At 60.7% G+C, this 21,042-nt stretch carries 19 protein-coding genes; 11 read left to right on the forward strand and 8 right to left on the reverse strand.

Going from position 1 to position 21,042, the window contains the following annotated elements; genetic code table 11:
• Window positions 1–671: 671 nt before the first annotated feature.
• Together purE and E0L37_RS19905 are read left to right on the forward strand one after the other, a co-directional pair.
• Window positions 672–1,163: a 5-(carboxyamino)imidazole ribonucleotide mutase gene (gene purE, locus E0L37_RS19900; RefSeq protein ID WP_026948870.1), complete on the forward strand. Its 492-nt coding sequence runs from the start codon at window positions 672–674 to the stop codon at window positions 1,161–1,163.
• Complete coding sequence (locus E0L37_RS19905; RefSeq protein WP_133493395.1) at window positions 1,163–2,266, forward strand: 5-(carboxyamino)imidazole ribonucleotide synthase; 1,104 nt, start codon at window positions 1,163–1,165, stop codon at window positions 2,264–2,266. Before purE ends, E0L37_RS19905 begins: the two co-directional genes overlap by 1 nt.
• Before the next feature lie 173 nt (window positions 2,267–2,439).
• Here the strand turns inward: E0L37_RS19905 and E0L37_RS19910 are convergent, their stop codons facing one another.
• The 3 genes from E0L37_RS19910 to E0L37_RS19920 form a co-directional block, all read right to left on the reverse strand.
• Entirely contained in the window at window positions 2,440–3,861 is a 1,422-nt protein-coding gene (locus E0L37_RS19910) for an alpha/beta hydrolase (RefSeq protein WP_133493396.1), read from the reverse strand.
• Between the two features lie 234 nt (window positions 3,862–4,095).
• On the reverse strand, window positions 4,096–5,880 hold the full coding sequence (locus tag E0L37_RS19915; protein ID WP_133493397.1) for an alpha/beta hydrolase: 1,785 nt from the start codon (window positions 5,878–5,880) through the stop codon (window positions 4,096–4,098).
• A gap of 297 nt (window positions 5,881–6,177) precedes the next feature.
• The gene (locus E0L37_RS19920) at window positions 6,178–6,564 is read right to left on the reverse strand and encodes a RidA family protein (protein ID WP_133493398.1); all 387 of its coding nucleotides are present in this window, start codon (window positions 6,562–6,564) and stop codon (window positions 6,178–6,180) included.
• 211 nt (window positions 6,565–6,775) lie between these two features.
• Here E0L37_RS19920 and E0L37_RS19925 point away from each other — a divergent pair, with 211 nt between their 5' ends.
• Window positions 6,776–7,255 (forward strand): YchJ family protein, encoded by a 480-nt coding sequence (locus tag E0L37_RS19925; RefSeq protein WP_236564069.1) that lies wholly within the window; start codon window positions 6,776–6,778, stop codon window positions 7,253–7,255.
• Between the two features lie 145 nt (window positions 7,256–7,400).
• On the opposite strand, the gene spoT is transcribed toward E0L37_RS19925, so the two are convergent.
• From spoT to gmk, 3 genes are all read right to left on the reverse strand, one after another.
• A complete protein-coding gene (spoT, locus tag E0L37_RS19930; RefSeq protein WP_133493399.1) occupies window positions 7,401–9,509 on the reverse strand; it encodes a bifunctional GTP diphosphokinase/guanosine-3',5'-bis pyrophosphate 3'-pyrophosphohydrolase in 2,109 nt (702 codons plus the stop codon).
• Window positions 9,510–9,885: 376 nt separating this feature from the next.
• Window positions 9,886–10,149, reverse strand: coding sequence for a DNA-directed RNA polymerase subunit omega (gene rpoZ, locus E0L37_RS19935; RefSeq protein WP_133493400.1), 264 nt, complete (start codon window positions 10,147–10,149; stop codon window positions 9,886–9,888).
• A 50-nt stretch (window positions 10,150–10,199) separates the two neighbouring features.
• Entirely contained in the window at window positions 10,200–10,832 is a 633-nt protein-coding gene (gene gmk / locus E0L37_RS19940) for a guanylate kinase (RefSeq protein WP_133493401.1), read from the reverse strand.
• A gap of 132 nt (window positions 10,833–10,964) precedes the next feature.
• On the opposite strand from gmk, the gene doeB reads away from it, so the two are divergent.
• Complete coding sequence (gene doeB, locus E0L37_RS19945) at window positions 10,965–11,972, forward strand: N(2)-acetyl-L-2,4-diaminobutanoate deacetylase DoeB (RefSeq protein WP_166643107.1); 1,008 nt, start codon at window positions 10,965–10,967, stop codon at window positions 11,970–11,972.
• A gap of 19 nt (window positions 11,973–11,991) precedes the next feature.
• On the opposite strand, the gene E0L37_RS19950 is transcribed toward doeB, so the two are convergent.
• Complete coding sequence (locus E0L37_RS19950; protein WP_133493402.1) at window positions 11,992–12,882, reverse strand: LysR family transcriptional regulator; 891 nt, start codon at window positions 12,880–12,882, stop codon at window positions 11,992–11,994.
• Between the two features lie 101 nt (window positions 12,883–12,983).
• Between E0L37_RS19950 and E0L37_RS19955 the strand changes: the two genes are divergently transcribed.
• The gene (locus E0L37_RS19955; RefSeq protein WP_133493403.1) at window positions 12,984–14,342 is read left to right on the forward strand and encodes an MFS transporter; all 1,359 of its coding nucleotides are present in this window, start codon (window positions 12,984–12,986) and stop codon (window positions 14,340–14,342) included.
• Window positions 14,339–14,761 (forward strand): hypothetical protein, encoded by a 423-nt coding sequence (locus E0L37_RS19960; RefSeq protein ID WP_133493404.1) that lies wholly within the window; start codon window positions 14,339–14,341, stop codon window positions 14,759–14,761. The genes E0L37_RS19955 and E0L37_RS19960 overlap by 4 nt, the downstream gene beginning before the upstream one ends.
• Here the strand turns inward: E0L37_RS19960 and E0L37_RS19965 are convergent.
• Complete coding sequence (locus E0L37_RS19965; protein WP_205655661.1) at window positions 14,707–16,104, reverse strand: PLP-dependent aminotransferase family protein; 1,398 nt, start codon at window positions 16,102–16,104, stop codon at window positions 14,707–14,709. The two genes, E0L37_RS19960 and E0L37_RS19965, sit on opposite strands and share 55 nt — an antisense overlap.
• A 162-nt stretch (window positions 16,105–16,266) precedes the next feature.
• Here E0L37_RS19965 and E0L37_RS19970 point away from each other — a divergent pair, with 162 nt between their 5' ends.
• The 5 genes from E0L37_RS19970 (at window position 16,267) to E0L37_RS19990 (ending at window position 20,995) form a co-directional block, all read left to right on the forward strand.
• On the forward strand, window positions 16,267–17,571 hold the full coding sequence (locus E0L37_RS19970; protein ID WP_133493405.1) for a hydroxymethylglutaryl-CoA reductase, degradative: 1,305 nt from the start codon (window positions 16,267–16,269) through the stop codon (window positions 17,569–17,571).
• Between the two features lie 86 nt (window positions 17,572–17,657).
• Window positions 17,658–18,887, forward strand: coding sequence for a CaiB/BaiF CoA-transferase family protein (locus E0L37_RS19975; RefSeq protein ID WP_133493406.1), 1,230 nt, complete (start codon window positions 17,658–17,660; stop codon window positions 18,885–18,887).
• Between the two features lie 42 nt (window positions 18,888–18,929).
• Window positions 18,930–20,069, forward strand: coding sequence for a C4-dicarboxylate TRAP transporter substrate-binding protein (locus E0L37_RS19980; protein ID WP_133493407.1), 1,140 nt, complete (start codon window positions 18,930–18,932; stop codon window positions 20,067–20,069).
• A 54-nt stretch (window positions 20,070–20,123) separates the two neighbouring features.
• Complete coding sequence (locus E0L37_RS19985) at window positions 20,124–20,579, forward strand: MaoC family dehydratase N-terminal domain-containing protein (RefSeq protein WP_097059050.1); 456 nt, start codon at window positions 20,124–20,126, stop codon at window positions 20,577–20,579.
• Between the two features lie 5 nt (window positions 20,580–20,584).
• The gene (locus E0L37_RS19990; RefSeq protein ID WP_133493408.1) at window positions 20,585–20,995 is read left to right on the forward strand and encodes a hypothetical protein; all 411 of its coding nucleotides are present in this window, start codon (window positions 20,585–20,587) and stop codon (window positions 20,993–20,995) included.
• Window positions 20,996–21,042: the final 47 nt, after the last annotated feature.

A 21,042-nucleotide genomic window follows, 5' to 3' on the forward strand; every position in this document is an offset into this window, starting at 1 on the left:
TGTAGGTGCGGGGTGGGGTCATTTCTCCCACGGTCTGTACCCGAAGGGGTCAGAAGCTGCCTAGGTCCCGCCACCCCGACAAGTCTCTCTGCCTACTATCGACTTGCCACGCCAACATACAAGCTGCCTTGGCAGCGAGTCTTGGGCAACGGGAGTCAATTCGCTTGCAAGCAAGCTTCCCACCGCGACTTCGTAGCGCTAACTGTGGCAGCCAGCTTGCAGGCAAGCTACCCGGCTTCGCGGCAATCTCTGTTGGATCTCTAATCCAGGGGTCATCACTACAAAGTCGCTGTGGGAAGCTGCCTTGGCAGCGAATCATGGGCAACGGGAGTCAATTCGCTTGCAAGCAAGCTTCCCACCGCGACTTCGTAGCGCTAACTGTGGCAGCCAGCTTGCAGGCAAGCTACCTGACTTCGCGGCAATCTCTGTTGGATCTCTCCGTGAAGCCCGGTTCACGGTGTAGAATGGCCTCCCGCATGGCGCCGGTTCTTGCGCGCCGCCGCGGAATCAGTAGAGTGTGCGCCTTCCGGGCCCGAAAGCGGGTCCATGGGACGTCGGGTAAGCCATTCAGGGTGGGCTGGCGTCCCTCTAATCGGAGCCCAGGCACGGTCACGCCGGGAGCGGGCTCCACAATGGCCGGCCGATGACCGCCGGCACATGGGAGTGAAATGATGACCGTACCCGTAGCTGTTGTAATGGGGTCCCAGTCCGACTGGGACACCATGAAAGAGGCCTGTGACGCCCTTAGCCAATTCGCGGTGGGCTGGAAAGCCCAGGTGGTATCCGCCCACCGCACACCCGAGCGCCTGTTCGAATTTTCCCGCAATGCCGCCGACGAGGGCTACCGCATTATCATCGCCGGCGCCGGCGGCGCCGCCCATCTGCCGGGCATGATCGCTTCCATGACGCCGCTGCCGGTGCTGGGCGTGCCGGTGCAGAGCCGTGCTCTGTCCGGTCTCGACAGTCTTCTGTCCATCGTGCAAATGCCCAAGGGCGTGGCGGTGGGCACCCTGGCCATCGGTACCGCCGGGGCCTATAACGCCGGCCTGCTGGCGGCGCAGATGCTGGGCAGCCACGATGACGCGCTGCGCCAGCGCATCGCCGAGTGGAAAGCCGCCCGCGCTGATGAGGTACTGGCCAACGCGGATCTGGGGCAGGGCTGATGAATCGGGTACTGGTATTGGGTGGAGGCCAATTGGGCCTGATGATGGCGGAAGCCGGGGCCCGGCTGGGTCTGGTGGTGGATCGTTACGATCCGGAGCGGGCCTTGTTGCTGCCTGGCACGTCCGACCTGCCGGTACCCATTGATCTGCAGACCTGCCTGGACCGCTATCCGGTGATCACCGTGGAACGGGAAGCCTTTCCCGATAGCGGTCTTTCCGCCGAGCTGGCCCGCAGCGACCGCTGTGTGGCCCGGGGTGCCCTGAAGGTCATTCCGGACCGCTTCGATCAGAAAACCATGCTCGACAAACTCGGCATTCCCACCGCCGAATGGATGAATCTGGATCGCGCCGAGGATCTGGACGCCGCCATTCAGCGTTTTGGCGGTGTGGTGGTGAAAGCGCGCAGTGGCGGCTACGACGGCCGTGGCACCTGGATTCTGGATGCCGGTGACGACACCTCGGTGGTGCCGGTGACGGAACTGGCCGGCCAGGCCATCATCGAGCGGAAAGTGCCGTTCCGGCGTGAACTTTCCATCGTCGGAGCGCGCAATTTGCAGGGCGATACACTGTTTTACCCGTTGACCCGCAACTGGCACGTGGATGGCATTCTGCGCTTGAGCCTGGCACCTGCCCGTGCCTGTGAGACCTTGCAGCAACCCGCCGAAGCCATGCTCAAGGGCATCATGGAAGAGCTGGATTATGCCGGCGTGATGGCGGTGGAGTTCTTCGAGGAAGACGGCCAACTGGTGGTCAACGAGATCGCACCGCGCGTGCACAATTCCGGCCACTGGACCCATGAAGGCGCCGACTGGTCGCAGTTCGACCTGCACGTGCATGCCCTTGCCGGGGTGCCATTACACGCGGTGAACGTGCACGGCCCTGCCGCCATGGTGAACCTGATCGGCACGCCGTTTGACCAGGCCTGGCTGCAACATCCGGGGGTGGTGCATTGGTACGGCAAATCCGTGCGCCCAGGGCGCAAGCTGGGGCACGCCAATCTGGTGGCCGACACCCTGGAAGAGCTGCGCGAAGGGCTGCGCGCCTGGGCCGACGTGCTGCCGGAAGGGTTCGAGGCGGTGCTGGATTCGGAACTGGGGCTCTAGAGATCGCGGCCGTGGACCGCTGGCACGCTAAGCCCGCTTCCCACAAGAGGGCTACAGGGTCGCTGTGGGAGCTGCTTTAGCAGCGAATAGCGTGCCAGCGTGTTGCGTGTAAGCGTGTCTGCGAACGGTGGCACACCACCCGCTCACAGACCGCGATTACTCTTCCAGTTCAATCAAGAGCAGGTGGGCAGGCCAGGCCGGTCCTCGCTGGTGAACTGACACCCGTAGTTGGGACTGGCCACCGTGGCCGGGTCGAGAATCTCATCCCCCGTCGGCTTCACCGAGTTTTGTTCCCAGTCGATCATGTCGGCGAAGGCCGCTTCCTGTTCTTCCTGGGTGAAATCACAATGCCCCGGAGATCGCAGTGCCCGCTGCACCAGCCAGGTATCGCTGCCGTTGGCCGTGGCACGCTCGCGGTAGATTTGGGCATGGCGGAACGGCACGTACAAATCCCCCAGGCCCTGCAGGCTTACCACCGGAATGGTGAATTCGCCGTTGACCACCGGAATCCAGCGCAGACCGTCACTGCGCAGGCCATTGGCCGCAGGGTTCTCCTCCACTCTCAGGATGGTGTCGTTGAAGGCCTGTTCCTCGGCGGTGAGAGCGGGGTCGTTATCAAACTGATAGGTGACGCCGGCATTGCCGGTGAGATTGTCGGCGAGGATGCCGTTGACGGTGCCGTCGCGTCCGCCGGTGCCCATCACCACACCCCAATAGTAAGTGCGGAAACCAATGTCCGCGATGGGCCGTTCGCCGCCGGACAGATGGCGGGAGAGCGCCATCATTTTCTCGCCTTCCTCCGAGGGTGTGCCCAGGGTGGCGGGAGTGGGAACCTCGTCCCACAGCACGGCATTGATGGCATCCACATCGAAATTGGTGGCCGGCATGCCTTCCAGCGGTGGCACGCTGTTGTCCGCGGTATGCGCCAGATGCTGAGCGGCCATGGTGAACCAGGCCAGATAATTGAACTCAAGCGTGTCCGCCACCACGCCGCACATGGGTACGGCGCCGTCGTAGTGCACGACGTTGTTGGCGGTGTCGTAGGTTTCCTGCTCGATGGCGGCGGCGGTGACATGGCCGCCCATGGAATGGCCGGTGATATAGATCTTGCTCGGAGGATCCAGATCGCGGCTGTTGGCACTGGCTATCTCGTTGAAGGCCAGAGCCAGTTCGTTGGTGTCCTCCACGCCGGTGCGAACGTCATAGTAGTTGGTGGAGTAGCTGGAGGCCGCCCAGGCGTAGCCGTTGTCCAGGAACCAGGCCCGCAGGCTCGGGTTGGACACGGTCAGGGTCTCGCCCTCGCCACGATAACCGTGAGCGTACATCACCAGTTTGCCGTTCCAGTTTTCCGGCACTTCCATTCGATAACCGGCGCCGCTGGGCCTTACACCCCACCAGCGACTGGCGTTCTGATGACCTTCCTGGACTTCGAACGGCAGGCTGGTCTCGTCTATCGTGAAGGTGCGCTCATCCTGAGCGCGGCTGGGATCGGTGGGGGGTGGATTCCGGTCACTGTCACTGCCGCAGGCGATGAGGCCAGCGGCGAGCAAGCCTATGGCCAGAGGTTTAAGAGATATAACGAAATGCGAGTCCATCTGATGTCTCCCTGTCTTTATTGGTGTTATATAAATAATTTTTTATGATGTTTCGCTCTGCGGAATAGTCTTTCTATAAAACGAAACGCACTCAATATGAGAGGCGGTTACAGTGGCGTCAACCTGTGAAAGGGAAGAGGTGGGATCTGAATCGCAACCCGTCGCCGAATCACAAACGGTGGCTCGGGATCGACGTGAAGGGGGCGTCTGAGAGCCCCCCTTCGCGAACCGGTTTTAAGGCTGGAAATCCACGCGTTGCATCGCCAGATCGGTGATCTGAACCGTGCCGGCGGCGGTTTGGTCGAACACCAGCTCCACCGCGTTGAGGTGGGTGAAGTCCACACCTTCGAAGGCGGTCAACGGGATGTCGACGGCGTTCAGAGTGGTTTTTTGCGAGCCGTGATTGGCATCGTCGTAGAAGGTGTGCCCCGGCGGGTAGAACAGGCCGTTGCCGTAATCGCTGGCGACCACTGCGGCACGATTGCCGTCCATGTCCTCAAGCACCACCTGGAAGTCCTGGCCGTCGATATTGTCGGTATCACCGTGGGAGATGCCGACACGCACCGACAGCACCTGATAACCGGTGGCGTCAGTGCTCAGCAACTCGGAGCGATAGGTGGCGGCGGTATCCCAGACCATGAACAGCTGTTCGGCGATGTTGAAGGTTGGCGTGGCCACGTCGCAGCCTTCGCCGGGGCGGCCGTTGGTCTGGCAGATGCCGAAATTGGAGAAGCCGTCGAACCGCACCGCGCCGCCAAGGTTGTTGGTGGTCAGGCTGGCGGGATCCAGCGTGTCGTCAATCACCAGCCGTTGCGCGGCGGGTGCGTGCACGCTGAGCAGGAAGCGGTCATCGCAGGAGGTCTCTCCGGCCGGGCAAAGCGTTTCCGGCACCGGTGTCCGACCATTCCAGTAGGCGCCGAATTCGTCCTCGCCGCCGATGAAGTAGCGGAAGAAGGAAGCGATGAAAAACAATCCGTGGGCCTGCTGCATTTCCGGTGTATCGCGGCCGTTGCCGGCGGCGTTCTCGCCGCACCAGGGGTCATCGCCGTCGCTGTCCAGAATGGTCCAGTCATCCGGGCGGGTATCGGTGGTCCAGACGGTGTTGTAGTAATTATGGTTGGCGCCCATCGGAATCAGCTGGAATTTGGCGTAGGGGTCGTTGTCCACGGCGTAGCGGCTGGTGTCATAGGCGAAGTTGCCCATAAGGTCTTCCACGTCACCATCGCAGTACCCGGCCAGGGACAGAAAGTTAACGTTGCTGACGGTCTGGGTGTTGTAGTCGGTGGGAGCCAGGGCGAACACCGCCGTGATGTTGTGAGGCTCGGGTTGAGCGCGGTTGTACAGCACGGTCTGGTTGACCCCTTCGCCGCCCCGGGAGTGCCCCATGATGCCGATCCGGCTCATATCCAGCTTGCCCATCAGGTCGTCCAGACCGTTACCGCCGGCCTGGTTGATGGCACGAAACTCATCCAGATGGCGGACCACCAGCATGGCTCGCGCCAGGGCACCGGTGTCGCCGTTGCTCGGGCCGCTGTCATGGTCGTTGATGTCGTTGGCGTCCACGGAGATGACGGCATAGCCGTGGCTGGCCAGATTCTCTGAAATGTACTGGTAACCCCGATAGCTGGGGATCGGGTTTTCGCAGTCGTCATCGTCGATGCCGCGACCGTCGTAACAGGTGCCATGGCGGCCATGCAGGAACAGCACCACCGGGAAGGGGCCGGCTTCGTTCTCGGGGTACTGGATATAGCCGTGAATGTCGGTTTCGTAGCTGTCGCCGTTCTTGTTGTCGACGACGGTCATTCGGCCGAACTGGTATTCGTTCTCCGAAACGCCATAGTCGCCAGTGGCGGCGGCATCGGCGGCCACCGTGTTGGTGATCGGGTCCGGTTCGGTCTTGGCGACCGGTGGCGCGTTGTCGGAGGAGTTGCCGCCACCACAACCGCTGAGAAGCAGAGAGATAAAAAGATAAAAGGCGCCCGCGCCCTTGGCTGACACGGGCGGTATATTGATGCTCATGATGTTTTTCCCCTTTAACTGATATCGGCAAGCGTCCAAGAAGGACCGGGCGAATAAGGCAATAGAGATGCCATTTCCTGGATGGTGTCAGGGGAAAACAAACCGGAGAGTAGGTAAGGTTCTGTTTTAAAAGTGGATTCTGTTTTCGGAAAAACCGAAGGGGTTGCTTTCCGGTGAGATGAGGAGCGGCTGGAGAGAAGCAAGCGCGGCGATAAGCCGGTGCAGAGGAACGAAAAAAGGGCACCCCATGGGATGCCCCTGACTAAAAGCGGTGCAAGGATATTGCCATTAAATCGGTCAGGCGATATCCATGATGCCGTCCATTTCCACCCCGGCGCCTTTCGGCAGGGCGGCCACGCCGATGGCGGCGCGGGCGGGATAGGGTTGCTGGAAGTAACTGGCCATCACTTCATTGACCAAAGCGAAATGGCTGAGGTCGGTGAGGAAAATGTTGAGTTTGACGATGTCCTGCAGACCGCCACCAGCGGCCTGGCAGACCGCCGCCAGATTGTCGAACACGCGGCGGATCTGGGCTTCCATGTCGCCTTCCACCAACGTCATGGTGGCGGGGTCCAGCGGAATCTGGCCGGACAGGTACACCGTGGAACCGGCCTTGATGGCCTGGGAATAGGTGCCGATAGCCGCCGGCGCCTGGTCGGTATTGATTACGGAACGATTGGACATGGTAATTCGATACTTGCGTGTGAATGACGGCGCCCCGATAACCCGGTGACGCGGAACAAAGAAGCTATGCTGGCATGCGAGGCCAGGAGGCGCAATAGACCGCGGTGTCGCCGGCCCGCCGCCTGGACCAGGCTCCTGCGGCGGCTTCGTGGTCCGTTTCGCTGCGAATTGCGGGATAACCGTGGCCCACTGGTGAGGCGCATCCCTTATAATGGCGCTCACCAAAGCCGCTGTTTTGATCCACCTTGCCATGCCTTTGTGCCCCTGCCAGTCCGGCCTTGATTACGAGCAATGCTGCCAGCCCCTGCACCGGGGGGCTCCGGCGCCCACGCCCGAAGCGCTGATGCGTTCCCGCTACAGTGCTTTTGTCCTCAACGATGGGGCCTACGTAAAGGCCTCCTGGCACCCGTCCACCCGGCCTGAATCCCTGACGCTGGAAGAGGGCGATCAATGGCTCGGCCTGGAGGTGGTAAGCAGCGAGCAAAACGGGGATGAGGGCCGGGTGCGTTTTCGCGCCACCTGCCGTGAGGGCGCTGGCTTCGCCGTGCTGGAAGAGCGCTCGCGGTTTCTGCGTGAAGACGGTCATTGGCTCTACCTGGACGGAGAACACGAAGTCCGGCCGCTTAAACCCGGCCGGAACGACCCGTGTCCCTGTGGCAGCGGCAAAAAGCATAAGAAGTGCTGCGGGTGAAAGGTTTTCCGCATTGAATCCAGAGATGGCTACGCAGCCACTGTGGGAAGCTTGCTTGCAAGCGAATGGGGCTCACTCAGGTGTCTTATTCGCTTGCAAGCAAGCTTCCCACAGTGGCTTCGTGGTCAGGCCTGGGGGAAGAGCCTCACAGCCGGTGAATGCGAACGATGTTATCCAGTACCCGCAGGCGTTTGATGATGCGCGCCAGATGGATGCGGTCCTTCACCGTGAGGGTGACATTGAGAAGGGATAGCGTGGGGTCCTTGTCGGACATGTCGATGGTATCGATGTTGGAACCCAGCTCGGTGACGCTGTTGGCCAGAGTGGCGAGCACGCCGCGTTTGTTGACCAGTTCGATACGCAGGCCGGCGGTGAATTCCTGCTCCGCTTCCCGCTCCCAGCTCAGAGCGATGCATTTTTCCGGCGCGTTGCGCATCTCCGCCAGCAGATTCTTGCAGGTGTCGCGGTGTACCACGATGCCGCGTCCCGCGCTGAGATGGCCCAGAATGGTATCGCCGGGCAGCGGGTAGCAGCATTTGGCGTAGGTCACCATCAGGCCTTCGCTGCCGCGGATCGCCAGCGGCCGCCGGTCGTCCTCTTCCTGCCGGGCCTCACCGTGGTTGCCCATCATCTTGCGGGCCACCAGCGGTGCCAGCCGGTTGCCCATGCCAATGTCTTCCAGCAACTCGTCCAGGCTGTGTTGATCGTTGCTATCCAGCTCGGCGCGGATCACCGTTTCCGGCAGATGCTCCAGGCTGCTTTCGTAGGCCGCCAGGGCCTTGTCCAGCAGTCTTTGCCCCAGTTCGCGGGCGTCTTCCCGGCGCTGCTGCTTGAGGAAGTGGCGAATATTGGAGCGGGCCTTGCCGGTGACGACAAAGTTGAGCCAGGCTGGATTGGGGGTGGCGTTGGGAGCGGTGATGATCTTCACCGTTTGCCCCGACTCCAGCGGCGTGGACAGCGCCGCCAGCTTGCCGTCCACCCGGGCCGCCACGCAACGGTTGCCCACCTTGGTGTGTACCGCGTAGGCGAAGTCCACCGGGGTGGCGCCGGCGGGAAGCTCCTTGATGTCGCCTTTGGGAGTGAACACGTAGGCTTCGTCGGGGAACAGGTCGACTTTGACGTTTTCGATGAACTCCATCGAGTTGCCGGCCTTTTGCTGCATCTCCAGCAGCCGCTGCATCCAGGACTGTGCCCGGGTGTGTGTCGGGGAGCCGGGCTTCTCCTCGGTCTTGTACAGCCAATGGGCGGCGATGCCGTTGTTGGCCATCGCTTCCATTTCCTCGGTGCGGATCTGGATTTCCAGCGGAATCCCGGAGTGGGCCTTCAGGGTGGTATGCAGGGATTGGTAGCCGTTGGCCTTGGGGATGGCCACATAGTCCTTGAACCGGCCCGGAATCGGAATGAAATAATTGTGCACCGCGCCGAGCGCCCGATAGCAGGTGTCCACGCGGTCGACGATGATGCGGAAGCCAAACACGTCCATGATTTCCGAGAACGGTTTGTGCTGCTCCTTCATCTTGTTGTAAATGCTGTATAGGTGTTTCTCGCGCCCCAGCACCCGGGCTTCAATGCCTTCCTGCTTGAGGCAGTGTTCGATGCTGGTCTTGATCGAGGAGAGGATTTCCTTGCGGTTGCCCCGGGCGGAGCGCACCGCCTGGCCGATCAATCTGGCCCGCATCGGATGGATGGCATGGAAGGCCAGATCCTCATACTCCACTCGCATGTTGTACATGCCCAGGCGGAAGGCGATCGGTGCGTAGATTTCCAGGGTTTCGGTGGCGATACGGCGCCGCTTGTCGGGATTCATCACATGCAGCGTGCGCATGTTGTGCAGGCGATCAGCGAGCTTCACCAGGATCACGCGGATGTCCCGCGTCATCGCCAGGATCATCTTGCGCAGATTTTCCGCCTGCTGCTCCGCCTTGGACTCGAACTTGATCTGGGCGATTTTGGAGACACCGTCGACCAGCTCCGCCACTTCCTCACTGAACTCCGCCGCCAGTTGTTCCTTGGAGACGCCGGTATCCTCGATCACGTCGTGCAGCATGGCCGCCATCAGCGAGGCATGGTCCATATGCATATCGGTGAGAATGTTGGCTACCGCCAGGGGGTGCGTGATGTACGGGTCCCCGGTCCGTCGATACTGGCCCTCGTGAGCGGTCTCGGCGAAATAGTAGGCGCGCACCACCGGGGCGATCTGCTCGTCCGTCAGGTAGCTGCGCAAACGTTTTTCCAGGTTATGGATGGTGGACAAGGGCTCTCATCACGCCGCCAGGGCGAATCCATGTATGCAAAGGACGCTTCATGCATCCGCGCTGATCATCGCGGTATGCGGTATACAGTCCTAGCTTAAGGTTTGCCGCGACAATTTGTCTACGTTATTGCCGTGAGTCATTGAAAAGGCAACGTTTTTTGCCGTGATAGGCCAAAGCTATGCGCGTTGGTGGGAAAATGGGCGGAGATAGAGGGGGATCGCCACGGGTTGCCGGGCTCGGCGTTGGCCGCGAAGCCGCTGTGGGAGCTTGCTTGCAAGCGAAGGGCTAACGGCCGAGGGGGCATTCGCGGCCAAGGCCGCTTCCCACAGCGGTTTCGCGGTCCGGCCCGTGCAAAGGCCGGGACCACGATTTTGCTTATTCGCCGAAGGAGCGGGTCAACAGCGCCAGATCATCGACTTCGCTGTCATGCTCCAGGGCGGCGGCATCCAGGCTTTCGCTGGTCACATGCCCTTCGGCGATCTCACGCAGCGCCACCACGGTGGGCTTGTCGTTCTCCCAGGCTACCCGCGGCTCTTTGCCGCCGGTCTGCAGCTGGCGCGCGCGCCGGCTGGATACCAGTACCAGCTCAAAGCGGTTGTCCAGCTGTTCCAGGCAATCTTCTACGGTTACACGGGCCACGGTGTTCTCCTCCGGTTGGTCATCATCGACCAGACATAAGGGCGGGGATTTTACCGGGTTTCGCCATCGGACAACAAGTCCGCCAGTACCGCCGCCTGGCGCACCGCCTGGCGATGGGTGGTCAGCCGGCGGGCCTCGACGATGGCGGCCAGCTCATGCAGGGCGCGTTCGAAGTTATCGTTGACCACCAGGTAGTCGAATTCGCCGTAGTGGCTCATCTCTTCCCGGGCTCCGGCCAGGCGCTTGCGGATCACCCCGTCGTCATCGGAGGCGCGGCTGCGGAGGCGCTGCTCCAGGGTTTTCAGGCACGGCGGCAGAATGAAGATGCTGACCGCCTCGGGCATTTGCCGGCGGACCTGGGCGGCGCCTTGCCAGTCGATCTCCAGTATCACGTCCTCGCCGTCCCTCAGGGTGTCGGCAACCCAGTCGGCGCTGGTGCCGTAGAGATTGCCGAACACGTCCGCATGCTCCAGGAACCGGCCCTGTTCCACCAGTCTCACGAACGATTCGCGGCTGGTGAAATGGTAGTTCAGGCCATCGGTTTCGCCGTCGCGCCGGTCCCGGGTGGTATGGGAAATGGAAATCCGCAGACGCGGCAGTTTTTCCACCAGCGCAGCCATCAGGGAGGTCTTGCCGGCCCCGGAGGGCGCGGAAACGATGTACAGGGTGCCAATGTCGGCCATAACGTATATTCCTGTTTCTCGTGACGCGGACGGGAGCGAGGCAGCGAAAACTCTGCCGGACTGGCCGCGAAAACGGGCATTATAGGAGCAAAGCCGGTGGCCCGTCATGGGCGCCCCGGATGGGGAGTGGCTATGCCGGATCTGCCAGAAAGCCCGATCAGTGCCACCGTGGATTACCACCGGGATGGCGTGCAGCATGGATTTCTCAAGCTGCCGCACTCCCATGACGATTCCGCCTGGGGCAGTCTGATGATTCCGGTCGCCGTGGTGCGTAACGGCGCGGGGCCGACGGTACTGCTCACCGGAGGCAATCACGGAGACGAGTACGAGGGGATCACCGCCCTGATCAAACTGGCCAACCGGCTGCGGGCCGGGGACATCCGTGGCCGCGTCATCATCGTGCCGATGATGAACCACCCGGCGGCGCTGAATGGCACCCGCACCTCCCCCATCGACAAAGGTAATCTCAATCGCGCCTTTCCTGGCGATCCTGTCGGCACGCTCACCGAGCGCATCGCCGATTACTTCACGCGGTATCTGGTGCCGTTGAGTGATGTGGTGCTGGACATCCATTCCGGTGGCCGCACGCTGGATCTGCTGCCGTTCGCCGCCACCCACCGTCTGCCGGATCAGGATCTGGCCCGTCGCTGCCTGGCCGGCGCTCTGGCCTTCGGTGCGCCCCACACACTATTGATGTCGGAGTTGGAGGGCACGGCGCTGTTCGACACCGTGGTCGAGAATCAGGGCAAGGTCTTCATCAGCACCGAACTGCGCGGCGGCGGCACGTCCACGCCGGAAAGCGTGGCGCTGGCGGAGCGGGGGGTCGAGAACGTTCTCCGTCACGCCGGTGTCCTGGCTGGAGAACCGATCCCGCCGGTGCCCGCCACCAGAATGCTGGAGATCCCCGATAACGATCATTACCTGCGGAGCGAACATGCGGGTGTGTTGGAGTTCTGTGTCGGTCTCGGGGACCAAATCCGTGCCGGTGACGTGATCGCCAGGGTCTACAGCATGGAGCGCACTGGCGCCGCGCCGGTGGAATACAGGGCGCCGGTAAGCGGGATCCTGATCGGCCGCCGCCATCCCGCCAGGGTCGCCATGGGCGATACCTTCGCGGTGCTGGCGGTGGCGCTGGGCTAATCGCCTCCCGAGTTGGGGGTCACCACTTCAGATGCTCGCTCACAAAGTCGATAAAAGCGCGGGTTTTCTCGGGCATGAACGCATGGTTTGGAAACAGCAACTGAATCGGTTGCCGGGGTAAGCGGTAACTGGGAAGCAGTGTGACCAGACGGCCCGCCACCAAGTCGTCCTTGACCAGCCATTGCGGACAAATGGCGATTCCGAGGGACATAAGCGCCATTTCCCGGATCGCGCTGGCCGAGTTCGAGGCGTGGCGAATATTTCCCGGGGTGATATTGATGCGTCGACCGTTCTTGTGATGCAACGTCCAGGTGGTCTGATGACGCAGGTTGCTATGCCCGATCCAGGGCGCCTGATCAAGGTTGCCGGCTTTGTTGAGACGATGGGTGGCAACACAATCCGGTGTGGCGACCATCAGAATATCGTACTCGCCGATCTTCCGGCTCTTCATGCCGCTATCTGGTAAATGGCCAAGGCGTACCGCCACATCCAGATGCTCGCTGATCAGATTCCGCGGTGAGGCGTCCAACTGGCAGTCGACGTTGAGAGCCGGGTATTGCTGACAGAAACGTCCCAGCAAGGGAAGCAGAAGAAGGCGCCCGAAATCGTGCGTCGCGGCGATACGCAAGGTGCCGTGTAATGCCGCGGGGCCGGGGCTGGCCCGTTCGAGGGCCTGATCAATTTGATGTTGGATGGCCTTGAAATCCTGGTAAACCTGTCTTCCTTTTTCAGTGAGTGCCATGCGGCGGGTACTGCGCACCAGCAAGGTGGTTCGCAGTTGAGTCTCTAGCTGTTTTATCGCCAGGCTTACCATGGAGCGTCCCAGGTCCAGCTGAGTCGCTGCCTTGGTAAAAGAGCCAGCCTCCACCACCTGAAGGAATATCTGCAGCTTGCGTAAGTCCGTTTTCATGGGATTCCGGATTGTTTGATTATATTAAACAATGATATTGATTTGATTGCATCGACGCTGCTGTGCCCCGGGCCTAGGATGTCGCCGATTTGGAGACATTCATGGACTATCGTTGGCGAGTCACCATTGTTTTTCTGCTGGGTTTTTTTCTTGATTGCATCAATATTTTCATGTCGGCTATCGCGCTGCCGGACGTGGCGCAATCCCTGGCGGTCGGGCCGTCCCTGGTCGGTTGGGTTGGCAATGCCTATATTCTCGGTCTGGTCGTGGTGATGCCGATCAGCAGCTGGTTGTCCGGCTGGCTGGGAGCGCGCCGGCTGTTGGCATTATCCATGCTGTTGTTTTCCGTCGCGGTCTTGGCATGCGGAAACGCCAATAGCTTTGCCGGGCTCATTGTCTGGCGGTTTATACAAGGCCTGGGTGGCGGCTTGCTGATTCCCGTGGGGCAGGCTCTGGTCTTTAATCTGTTTCCCGGAGCCCAGCGTGGCCGGGTGTCGACCGTCATCATGGCGACGGCGCTGATCGCACCGGCATTCTCACCCACTCTGGGAGGGATCATCGTTGATCACGGTTCATGGCGTTGGGTGTTTTTCGCCAACGTGCCGTTCTCTTTACTGACCGCGGCCCTGGCCTGGTTCTGGGTCGAGAAAGGACGGGGCACGTCGGCGACAAAGCCCGATTTGAAGGGGCTGATACTGATCGGCCTGGTTTTGGCCAGTGTGCTGATTGCTCTTTCTTTGTACGCGGACCGGGGGGGCGGTATCGATGTCATTGCCGGGCTGGTTGCGGCTCTGATTTGCGGTACCGCTTACGGGTTGCACCAGAAGACAACACGCCACCCTATTGTTGATATTGGTCTGATGGGCAACCGCAGGCTGGCCGCGGCCATGCTTGTTTACCACGCGGTGCCCGGTGTGTTCACGGGCGTTAATCTGACGGCGATTTTCTACTTTCAAACCGTGCTTGGGTTTAGCGCTCAGTCCACGGGGCAATTCATGTTGTTCTATGCGGCGGGTGCCATGGTGGCCATGGTCGCGGGGCAACGAGCCTACGGCAGCGTTGGCGCACGCGCCCTGCTGGCGTTTGGTGTCACTCTGCACAGCCTGGGCATTCTATGCCTGGTCGGCGTGCATGCGGCCGGTCAGATTCCTCTGTTGATGGCGGCCTACACCATGATGGGGATCGGGGGCGGATTGAGTGCGAATACGGCGCAGACAATAGCGCTACTGGATTTCAAAGGCCGCGATCTGGAACAGGGCAGCGTGATCTGGAACCTGAATCGGCAGATCGCATTCAGTCTCGGTGTGGCGGTGATGGCACTGGTGTTTGCCCTTGCCAAGCGCTGGTTTCCGGCCGTGTCGCCGTACCCTGTGACCTTCCTGTTCGCCACCGTGCTGTGCCTGAGTGCGTTCAGCGTGCTGCCTTCCCTGAATCCCCCTTTATTGGAGAGAGAATCGTGACCGTTACCAAGTCAGCCATCGCCAAGGAAAGCGTCCTGGAACTGCATGAATGGATCGCCGAGGTCTTTCAAAGGAAAGAGTCATCCAATGCTTTAAAAAAACTGTACGGAGCCTTTCATCGTGATTTCCGTATGACCACGATTAATGGGCAGGTCTGGGATCCGGGTCAGGTTCGGCAACTGTTCACTGATCGTCAGGGTGCCCGTCCCGGTCTGCGCATCAGCATCGAGCATATCGCTGTTATTGCCGACTATGGCGATGATATCTGGGTTCGCTATCAGGAAACCCATGACGAGGGTGGAGAGCAACTGGTGCGTCAATCCACCGCGTGCGTCCAGGTCATCGGGCGCGAGTGGTGCTGGCGTTACCTGCAGGAAACACCAAGCACGCTGGCGCGAAACGCCGGGTCGTCCAGATAGGCGACGTTGAGGCGGGTCCAGGGCACGATCTTTTTCCTGTCGACGGAAAAGATCGAGCCCGGCGCCAGCATCACTCCTTTGTCCAAACAGCGCCGGGTCAGTTCATTGGCGTCGTCGATGCCGGGGAAGCGGGCCCAGACATAGAGGCTCTGGTCGGGGCGGTGGAACACCTCGGCACCGAGCTCATCCAGTACCGCCAGACCCCGTTCCGTGGCTTCCCGGAGTCGTTTCTGTAAACGCGCCAGATGCCGAAGATAGTGACCTTCGCGCAGAATAATATTGACCAGTCTCTCCGAATACTCGGCGCCGCTGGTGTGCAACAGCATCTTTACGTCCGCCAGTTCACTGATCAGCCCTTCCTCGCCGGCGACGAAACCGACTCTCAGTGCCGCTGAAACCGGTTTGGAGAAGCTGCCGACATAAAGAGTGCGTTGGAGTTGATCCAAGGCGGACAGTTTTGTGCAGGAACTGAGTTTGAAGTCCGCCATGGCGTCGTTTTCCACAACGATCAGATTATGGCGTCGGGCCAGCGCCAGAATTCGTTCCGCCTTGGTAGTGGAAAGGTCGGTGCCGGTGGGGTTGTGGCCGACCGACTGCATGAAGAACAAGCGCGGCTTTTCACGGGCCAGGAGCCGGGCGAGCTGTTCGGTGTCCGGTCCGTCCACCTGCCGGGTAACCGGCAGCATGCGGGCCCCCTGAAGTTGCAGCTTGCCGAACAGCGGATAGTACCCCGGGCTTTCCACCAACACCGGGTCTCCGGGTTTGACGAACCGCCGGATTACCAGATCCATGCCATGGTTGGCGCCGAAAGTGGTGGCGATCTGTGCGGTGGTGGTGCTGATGCCGTAGCCGGCCAGCTTTCTGACCAGTTGTTGTCGCAAATTGATATTGCCCAGCCGGTCACCATAGCGGAATAGCGTGGCCACGCCGCTGCGCACCACCTGGCGGCTGAACTTGTCCAGCCGCATATCCATCAACCACTCCACTGGCGGAAACCCTTCGCCCAAATGGGAATGCCCGGGCTCGCGCACGAATTGCTGACGCATCATCCAGATCGTGTCCAGAGCGCGGGCATACGGGGGTGGTTCGGGGCCGGTGTCGTCATTGTTCTCCGGCGGCGCGCAGACGAAAAAGCCCTTGCCGTGCCGTGCCTCGATGAGCCCCTCCGCGGCGAGGTACTCGTAGGCGGTGATCACGGTGTTCTTGGAATGACCATGCAGGCGCGTGTATTCGCGCAGGGAGGGCAACTTGTCACCCTGGCGCAGCGCGCCTTCGGCGATCTGTTCGGCGATGTTGGCGGCGACCCGTTGGGCCAGCGTTTGGCGATGCAGGGGAAGGGCCACGGGGAGTTCCGTTGTGGTTGTGGCGGGTTGGGAGGACTGTTTGCCGTAACTGTACCTTTTTGATGGGTACAGGTGAAGCTATCGTAACGATCAATCCGGCGTGTGCGATTCCGCCAAGCCAACGCCAACCACCTAACAACAATGACGTCACAGAGGTGACCCGTGAGTTACAGTTCCCTGCTTCCCGGTTTTCGCAACCTGTCTCCCGCCGAGCGGTTGGATCATCTGCAATCCCGGCTGGATCTGTCCGACGAGGAGTTGGATCTGCTGCGTAATGCCGGCGCTCTGCCGTTGGAAATCGCCGATGGCATGATCGAAAACGTCATCGCCAGGTTCGAGCTGCCCTTGGCGGTTGCCGGGAACTTCCTGGTTAATGGCAAGGAGGTGCTGGTGCCCATGGCGGTGGAAGAGCCCTCGGTGGTGGCGGCGGCATCCTTCATGGCAAAGCTGGCGCGTCCGGCGGGTGGCTTCCTGACCTCCTCCAGTACCCCGCTGATGCGTGCGCAGATCCAGATCATCGGTGTTTCCGATCCGGTCAACGCCCGTCTCAGTCTGCTGCGTCACAAGCAGCGCATCCTCGACCTGGCCAACAGCAAGGACCAGCTCCTCAACCAACTCGGTGGCGGTTGCCGCGATCTCGACATTCACACCTTCGCCGACAGTCCGCGCGGACCGATGGTGGTGGCTCATCTGCTGGTGGATGTGCGGGATGCGATGGGGGCTAACACCGTGAATACCATGGCCGAGGCGGTGGCGCCGCTGATGGAAGAGATTACCGGCGGCACGGTGCGGCTGCGGATTCTCTCCAACCTCGCCGATCTGCGGTTGTCCCGTGCCCAGATACGGATTGCTCCGGAGCATCTGGACACCGCGGATTACAAAGGTGAGGACGTGATCGAACGTATTATTGATGCTTACGCTTTCGCCGCCGTGGATCCATACCGGGCGGCCACCCACAACAAAGGCATCATGAATGGCATTGACCCTTTGATCGTCGCCACCGGTAATGATTGGCGCGCGGTGGAAGCGGGCGCCCATGCCTATGCCTGTCGTGACGGTCATTACGGTTCCCTCACCACCTGGGAGAAAGATCGGGAAGGCGCCCTGGTGGGGACCATTGAAATGCCAATGCCGGTGGGCCTGGTGGGGGGCGCCACCAAAACGCACCCTCTGGCGCGACTGGCGTTGAAAATTCTCGGCGTGTCCAGTGCTCAGGAACTGGCGGAAGTGGCGGTGGCCGTGGGGCTGGCTCAGAACCTGGGGGCGCTGCGAGCGCTGGCGACGGAAGGCATTCAGCGCGGCCATATGGCCCTGCACGCCCGCAACATCGCGCTGTCGGCCGGCGCCCGTGGTGAGGAGATCGCCTACGTGGTGGAGCGTATGGTCAGCGCCCGGGACGTGCGCGCCGATCACGCGGAAGCGTTGTTGAGGGATAAACGGTTGCACGAAAAACGGCAAAGCGAGTGAGACAGCGTCTATGATCGGTTCGCGGGTGGCGCCGATGAGCGGCGCCGTCCGTGAGCATCATAATGACAACAAGACGAGGAGGCCCCATGCCCCATCAAACCGATATTCCCGTTGCATCAGAAGGTCCGCTCAAGGGCGTCGTTATCCTTGACCTGACCCGGGTCGTGGCGGGCCCCTATTGCGCCATGTTGCTGGCCGACATGGGGGCGACGGTGATCAAGATCGAACATCCTCTGGATCCGGACCTGACACGGGAATTCCCGCCTTTGGTGGATCAGGCCGGCGCGGCGATCAGCGGCTTCTTTGCCCAGTACAACCGCAACAAAATGGCGGTGAGTCTGGACCTGAAAAAAACGGAAGGTCGTGACACCTTTTTACAAATGGTGGCCAGAGCGCACATCGTCATCGAGAACTTCCGGCCCGGCACGCTCGATAAACTGGGGTTGGGCTACGATGTGCTGGCCGAGGCGAATCCCGCCATCATTCTCACCTGCATCAGCGGCTTTGGGCAGACCGGTCCGAACTCGCCGCGCCCGGCGTTTGATAGCAGCGCCCAGGCCACCGGCGGACTGTGGTCCATGAACGGTACGGTGGAAGAACCGATGCGGGTGGGCACCGTGCTGGGTGATCTGAGCGCGGCCCTGTACGGCGCCATCGGCACTTTGGGGGCCCTGCGTCAGGCGGAACAAACCGGCATCGGTCAGCGCGTGGATATTTCCCAGCAGGATTCCATTATCTCGCTCACCGAGAACGCGCTGGTGACCTACACCGCATCCGGCAAGATCACGGTGCCCGAAGGTAATGGGCATCCTTTCGTCAAGCCCTATGGCCGATACGCCTGTAAGGACGGCTATGTGTTCTTTGGCGCCTACACCGACAAATTCTGGCGCGAGGCCTGCATTGTCTTCGGTGACGAGCACCTCCTCGATGACCCGGAAATCAACACCATGGCCAAGCGCTTTGATCAGGACGTCTATGAGCGTCGGGTGAAACCGCTGGTGGAACAATGGTGCGGCCGTCATACCAAGGCGGAACTGGAAGAAATGACCGGCGCCCGTTTCCCGTTGTCACCGATCAAGAGCATTGACGAAGTGGTGGCGGACCCTCATGTGCGGTTACGCGACATGGTGATCCCGGTGCAATACCGGGGCGTGGATTTCGAGGTGTTCGGCAATCCGGTGAAGCTGTCCGGCGGCACCCGAGAAATGAACGCGGCGGCACCGGAAGTAGGTGAACACAACGAGCGGATTTATCGGGACTGGCTGGGCAAGGATGATGACGAATTCGAATCCCTCAAACGGAACGGCGTGATCTGACGCCGTTCCCATTAATTATTAAATAACAAAGGAAACCACACTATGAAACGCTTAGTGATTGTGGCGCTGGCCATGCTCAGTGGGGTGGCCGCGCTCTCCGTCGAGGCCAGAACCCTGCGTTACGCCATTGGCCACCCTCCCAGTTCTTTTGTCGTGGACGTGGCAAAGCAGTATGCGGAATCCGTCAGTGAACTGACCGAAGGTGATTTGAAGGTCCGTGTCTTTCCCATGTCCTTGCTGAATTTCGCCGAGACGTCCGGTGGTCTGCGGGACGGCATGGCGGATATCGGCTTTGTGCTGACGTCCTATTTCCCCGCCGAATTTCCGCACAGCAACGTGGCGGTGGAATCGTCCATGTTGCTGGGTCTGCTGGGTGACAAGGTGCGCGGCAAGGAAGGCATGGTCTTCATGGGCGCGCTCTCCGAGTTTACTTTTTTCCACTGTCCGGAATGCAACCAGGAGTTCGCCAAACAGAATCAGGTGTACACCGGGAGCACCGGCGGCTCTTCCTACGGATTGGTATGCAACCGGCCAGTGGAAAGTGCGGCGGACCTCAGTGGCATGCGTCTTAGAGTCGGGGCCGCTAACTGGTCACGCTGGACCGAGGCGGTGGGTGCCTCTCCGGTGACCATGTCCGCCAATGAAATGTATGAGGCGTTGAGTCAAGGCGTCGTGGGTTGCATCGTATTGGCTTCACCGGAGATTCATAATTTCGGGCTCGCGGATGTGGTGACCGACATCAACATGGATGTGCCCGGTGGCCCGATGCCGGTAGCCGGTACCAATATCAACGCCGACACCTGGAAGTCCCTTTCTCCGCAACAGAGAACGCGGATGCTGCGTGCCGCCAGCGCGTTCACCGCCGGTATTCCCTGGATCTACCACCAGCATGAAGACCGTATCCTGTCGGAAGCGGAACAACGCGGCGTCAAGATTCATCACGCCGACCCGGACCTGGTGGCGAAGACCAATGCTTTTATCGAGAAGGACATGGATTTCATCGCCACCGACTATCAAAAACGGTACAACGTCAGTCGAGGCCAGGAGATGATCGCGGATTTCCGTGAACTGTTGGAGAAATGGGCCGGCCTGGTTCAGAGCGTGGACAGTGAACAACAGCTCGCCGACCTGTACTGGAATGAAATTTTCTCCAAAGTGGATGTCTCCAAGCACGGCCTCTGATCCGATACGGGCGGCCTGGCCGCCCGGTTTACACCAACCTGACCGAGGTGCGTCATGACTGTGCTTACCGAGGAACTCAAGAACCATGTCGGTGCCGAGCTTCCGCCTTTTGAGTTTGAAATCTCCCGTGGTGACCTGAAGAAGTACGCCGTGGCCACGGGCCAGCGGCTTGAGCGTTACCTCAGTGGTGACGAGGCCCCACTGCTTTACCTGTTCGCGGCAATGATGCCAGTGGTACCGCTGGACCGGCTGTTGCCGGACGGCCGCCAACCGGACAGCGGCCTGATGCCGCCATTGCCGCTTAACCGCATCATGGCCGGCGGTAGTGAATACCAGATACACCGCAAGGTTTACGCCGGGGATACCCTGGTTTGCCGGCAGAAATTCGTTGAGGTGTTTGAGAAGACCGGGGCCGAGGGGCCGTTGCTTTTCCTGGTATTCGAAAACCGATTTGAAACCCGTGATGGCGAACCGGTGGTTACCGAACGTCTGACCCGGATTGCGAGGTGACAACGATGATGAAAAAGCGTATTGAGGCCGGCGAAAAATTAACCGGGCGGACCTGGCATGCGGATACCGTTCAGCTTTTTCTGTACAACGCCGCCATCTGGAACCCTCACCGCATTCACTATGATCTGCCCTACACCCAGGAAGCTGAAGGGCATCCGCAACTGTTGATCGATGGTCCTCTGCAAGGTGACTGGCTGACCCAAATGGTCTACGAGTGGCTGGGCGGGAACGGGACCCTGACAGCATTCGCTTACAGCAATCGCCGTGCCGCCTATGTGGGTGACGTGCTGAGCACCACCGGCGAAGTGACCGGCGTTGATGGAGACATCGTTACCCTGGATCTCAGGATCATCAATCAACGTGGGGAGGCCACCACCGTGGGCAGTGCCACCGTGGTCATCGAACCCAGCCGTTAAAAGGTATCACCGGCTTTCACTTCGTATTCCCGGTTCTCGAGGAAAGA

It is taken from the genome of Alcanivorax sp. 24, from assembly GCF_004360225.1.
GTDB lineage: Bacteria > Pseudomonadota > Gammaproteobacteria > Pseudomonadales > Alcanivoracaceae > Alloalcanivorax > Alloalcanivorax xiamenensis.

Coding starts and splice junctions, on each gene's coding strand:
- E0L37_RS19955 (WP_133493403.1), top strand. CDS start 12,984: ATGGACTATCGTTGGCGAGTCACCATTGTTTTTCTGCTGGGTTTTTTT.
- E0L37_RS19985 (WP_097059050.1), top strand. CDS start 20,124: ATGACTGTGCTTACCGAGGAACTCAAGAACCATGTCGGTGCCGAGCTT.
- E0L37_RS19990 (WP_133493408.1), top strand. CDS start 20,585: ATGATGAAAAAGCGTATTGAGGCCGGCGAAAAATTAACCGGGCGGACC.
- E0L37_RS19915 (WP_133493397.1), bottom strand. CDS start 5,880: ATGAGCATCAATATACCGCCCGTGTCAGCCAAGGGCGCGGGCGCCTTT.
- E0L37_RS19905 (WP_133493395.1), top strand. CDS start 1,163: ATGAATCGGGTACTGGTATTGGGTGGAGGCCAATTGGGCCTGATGATG.
- doeB (WP_166643107.1), top strand. CDS start 10,965: ATGCCGGATCTGCCAGAAAGCCCGATCAGTGCCACCGTGGATTACCAC.
- E0L37_RS19925 (WP_236564069.1), top strand. CDS start 6,776: ATGGCGCTCACCAAAGCCGCTGTTTTGATCCACCTTGCCATGCCTTTG.
- E0L37_RS19920 (WP_133493398.1), bottom strand. CDS start 6,564: ATGTCCAATCGTTCCGTAATCAATACCGACCAGGCGCCGGCGGCTATC.
- gmk (WP_133493401.1), bottom strand. CDS start 10,832: ATGGCCGACATTGGCACCCTGTACATCGTTTCCGCGCCCTCCGGGGCC.
- E0L37_RS19950 (WP_133493402.1), bottom strand. CDS start 12,882: ATGAAAACGGACTTACGCAAGCTGCAGATATTCCTTCAGGTGGTGGAG.
- E0L37_RS19975 (WP_133493406.1), top strand. CDS start 17,658: ATGCCCCATCAAACCGATATTCCCGTTGCATCAGAAGGTCCGCTCAAG.
- E0L37_RS19980 (WP_133493407.1), top strand. CDS start 18,930: ATGAAACGCTTAGTGATTGTGGCGCTGGCCATGCTCAGTGGGGTGGCC.
- purE (WP_026948870.1), top strand. CDS start 672: ATGACCGTACCCGTAGCTGTTGTAATGGGGTCCCAGTCCGACTGGGAC.
- E0L37_RS19910 (WP_133493396.1), bottom strand. CDS start 3,861: ATGGACTCGCATTTCGTTATATCTCTTAAACCTCTGGCCATAGGCTTG.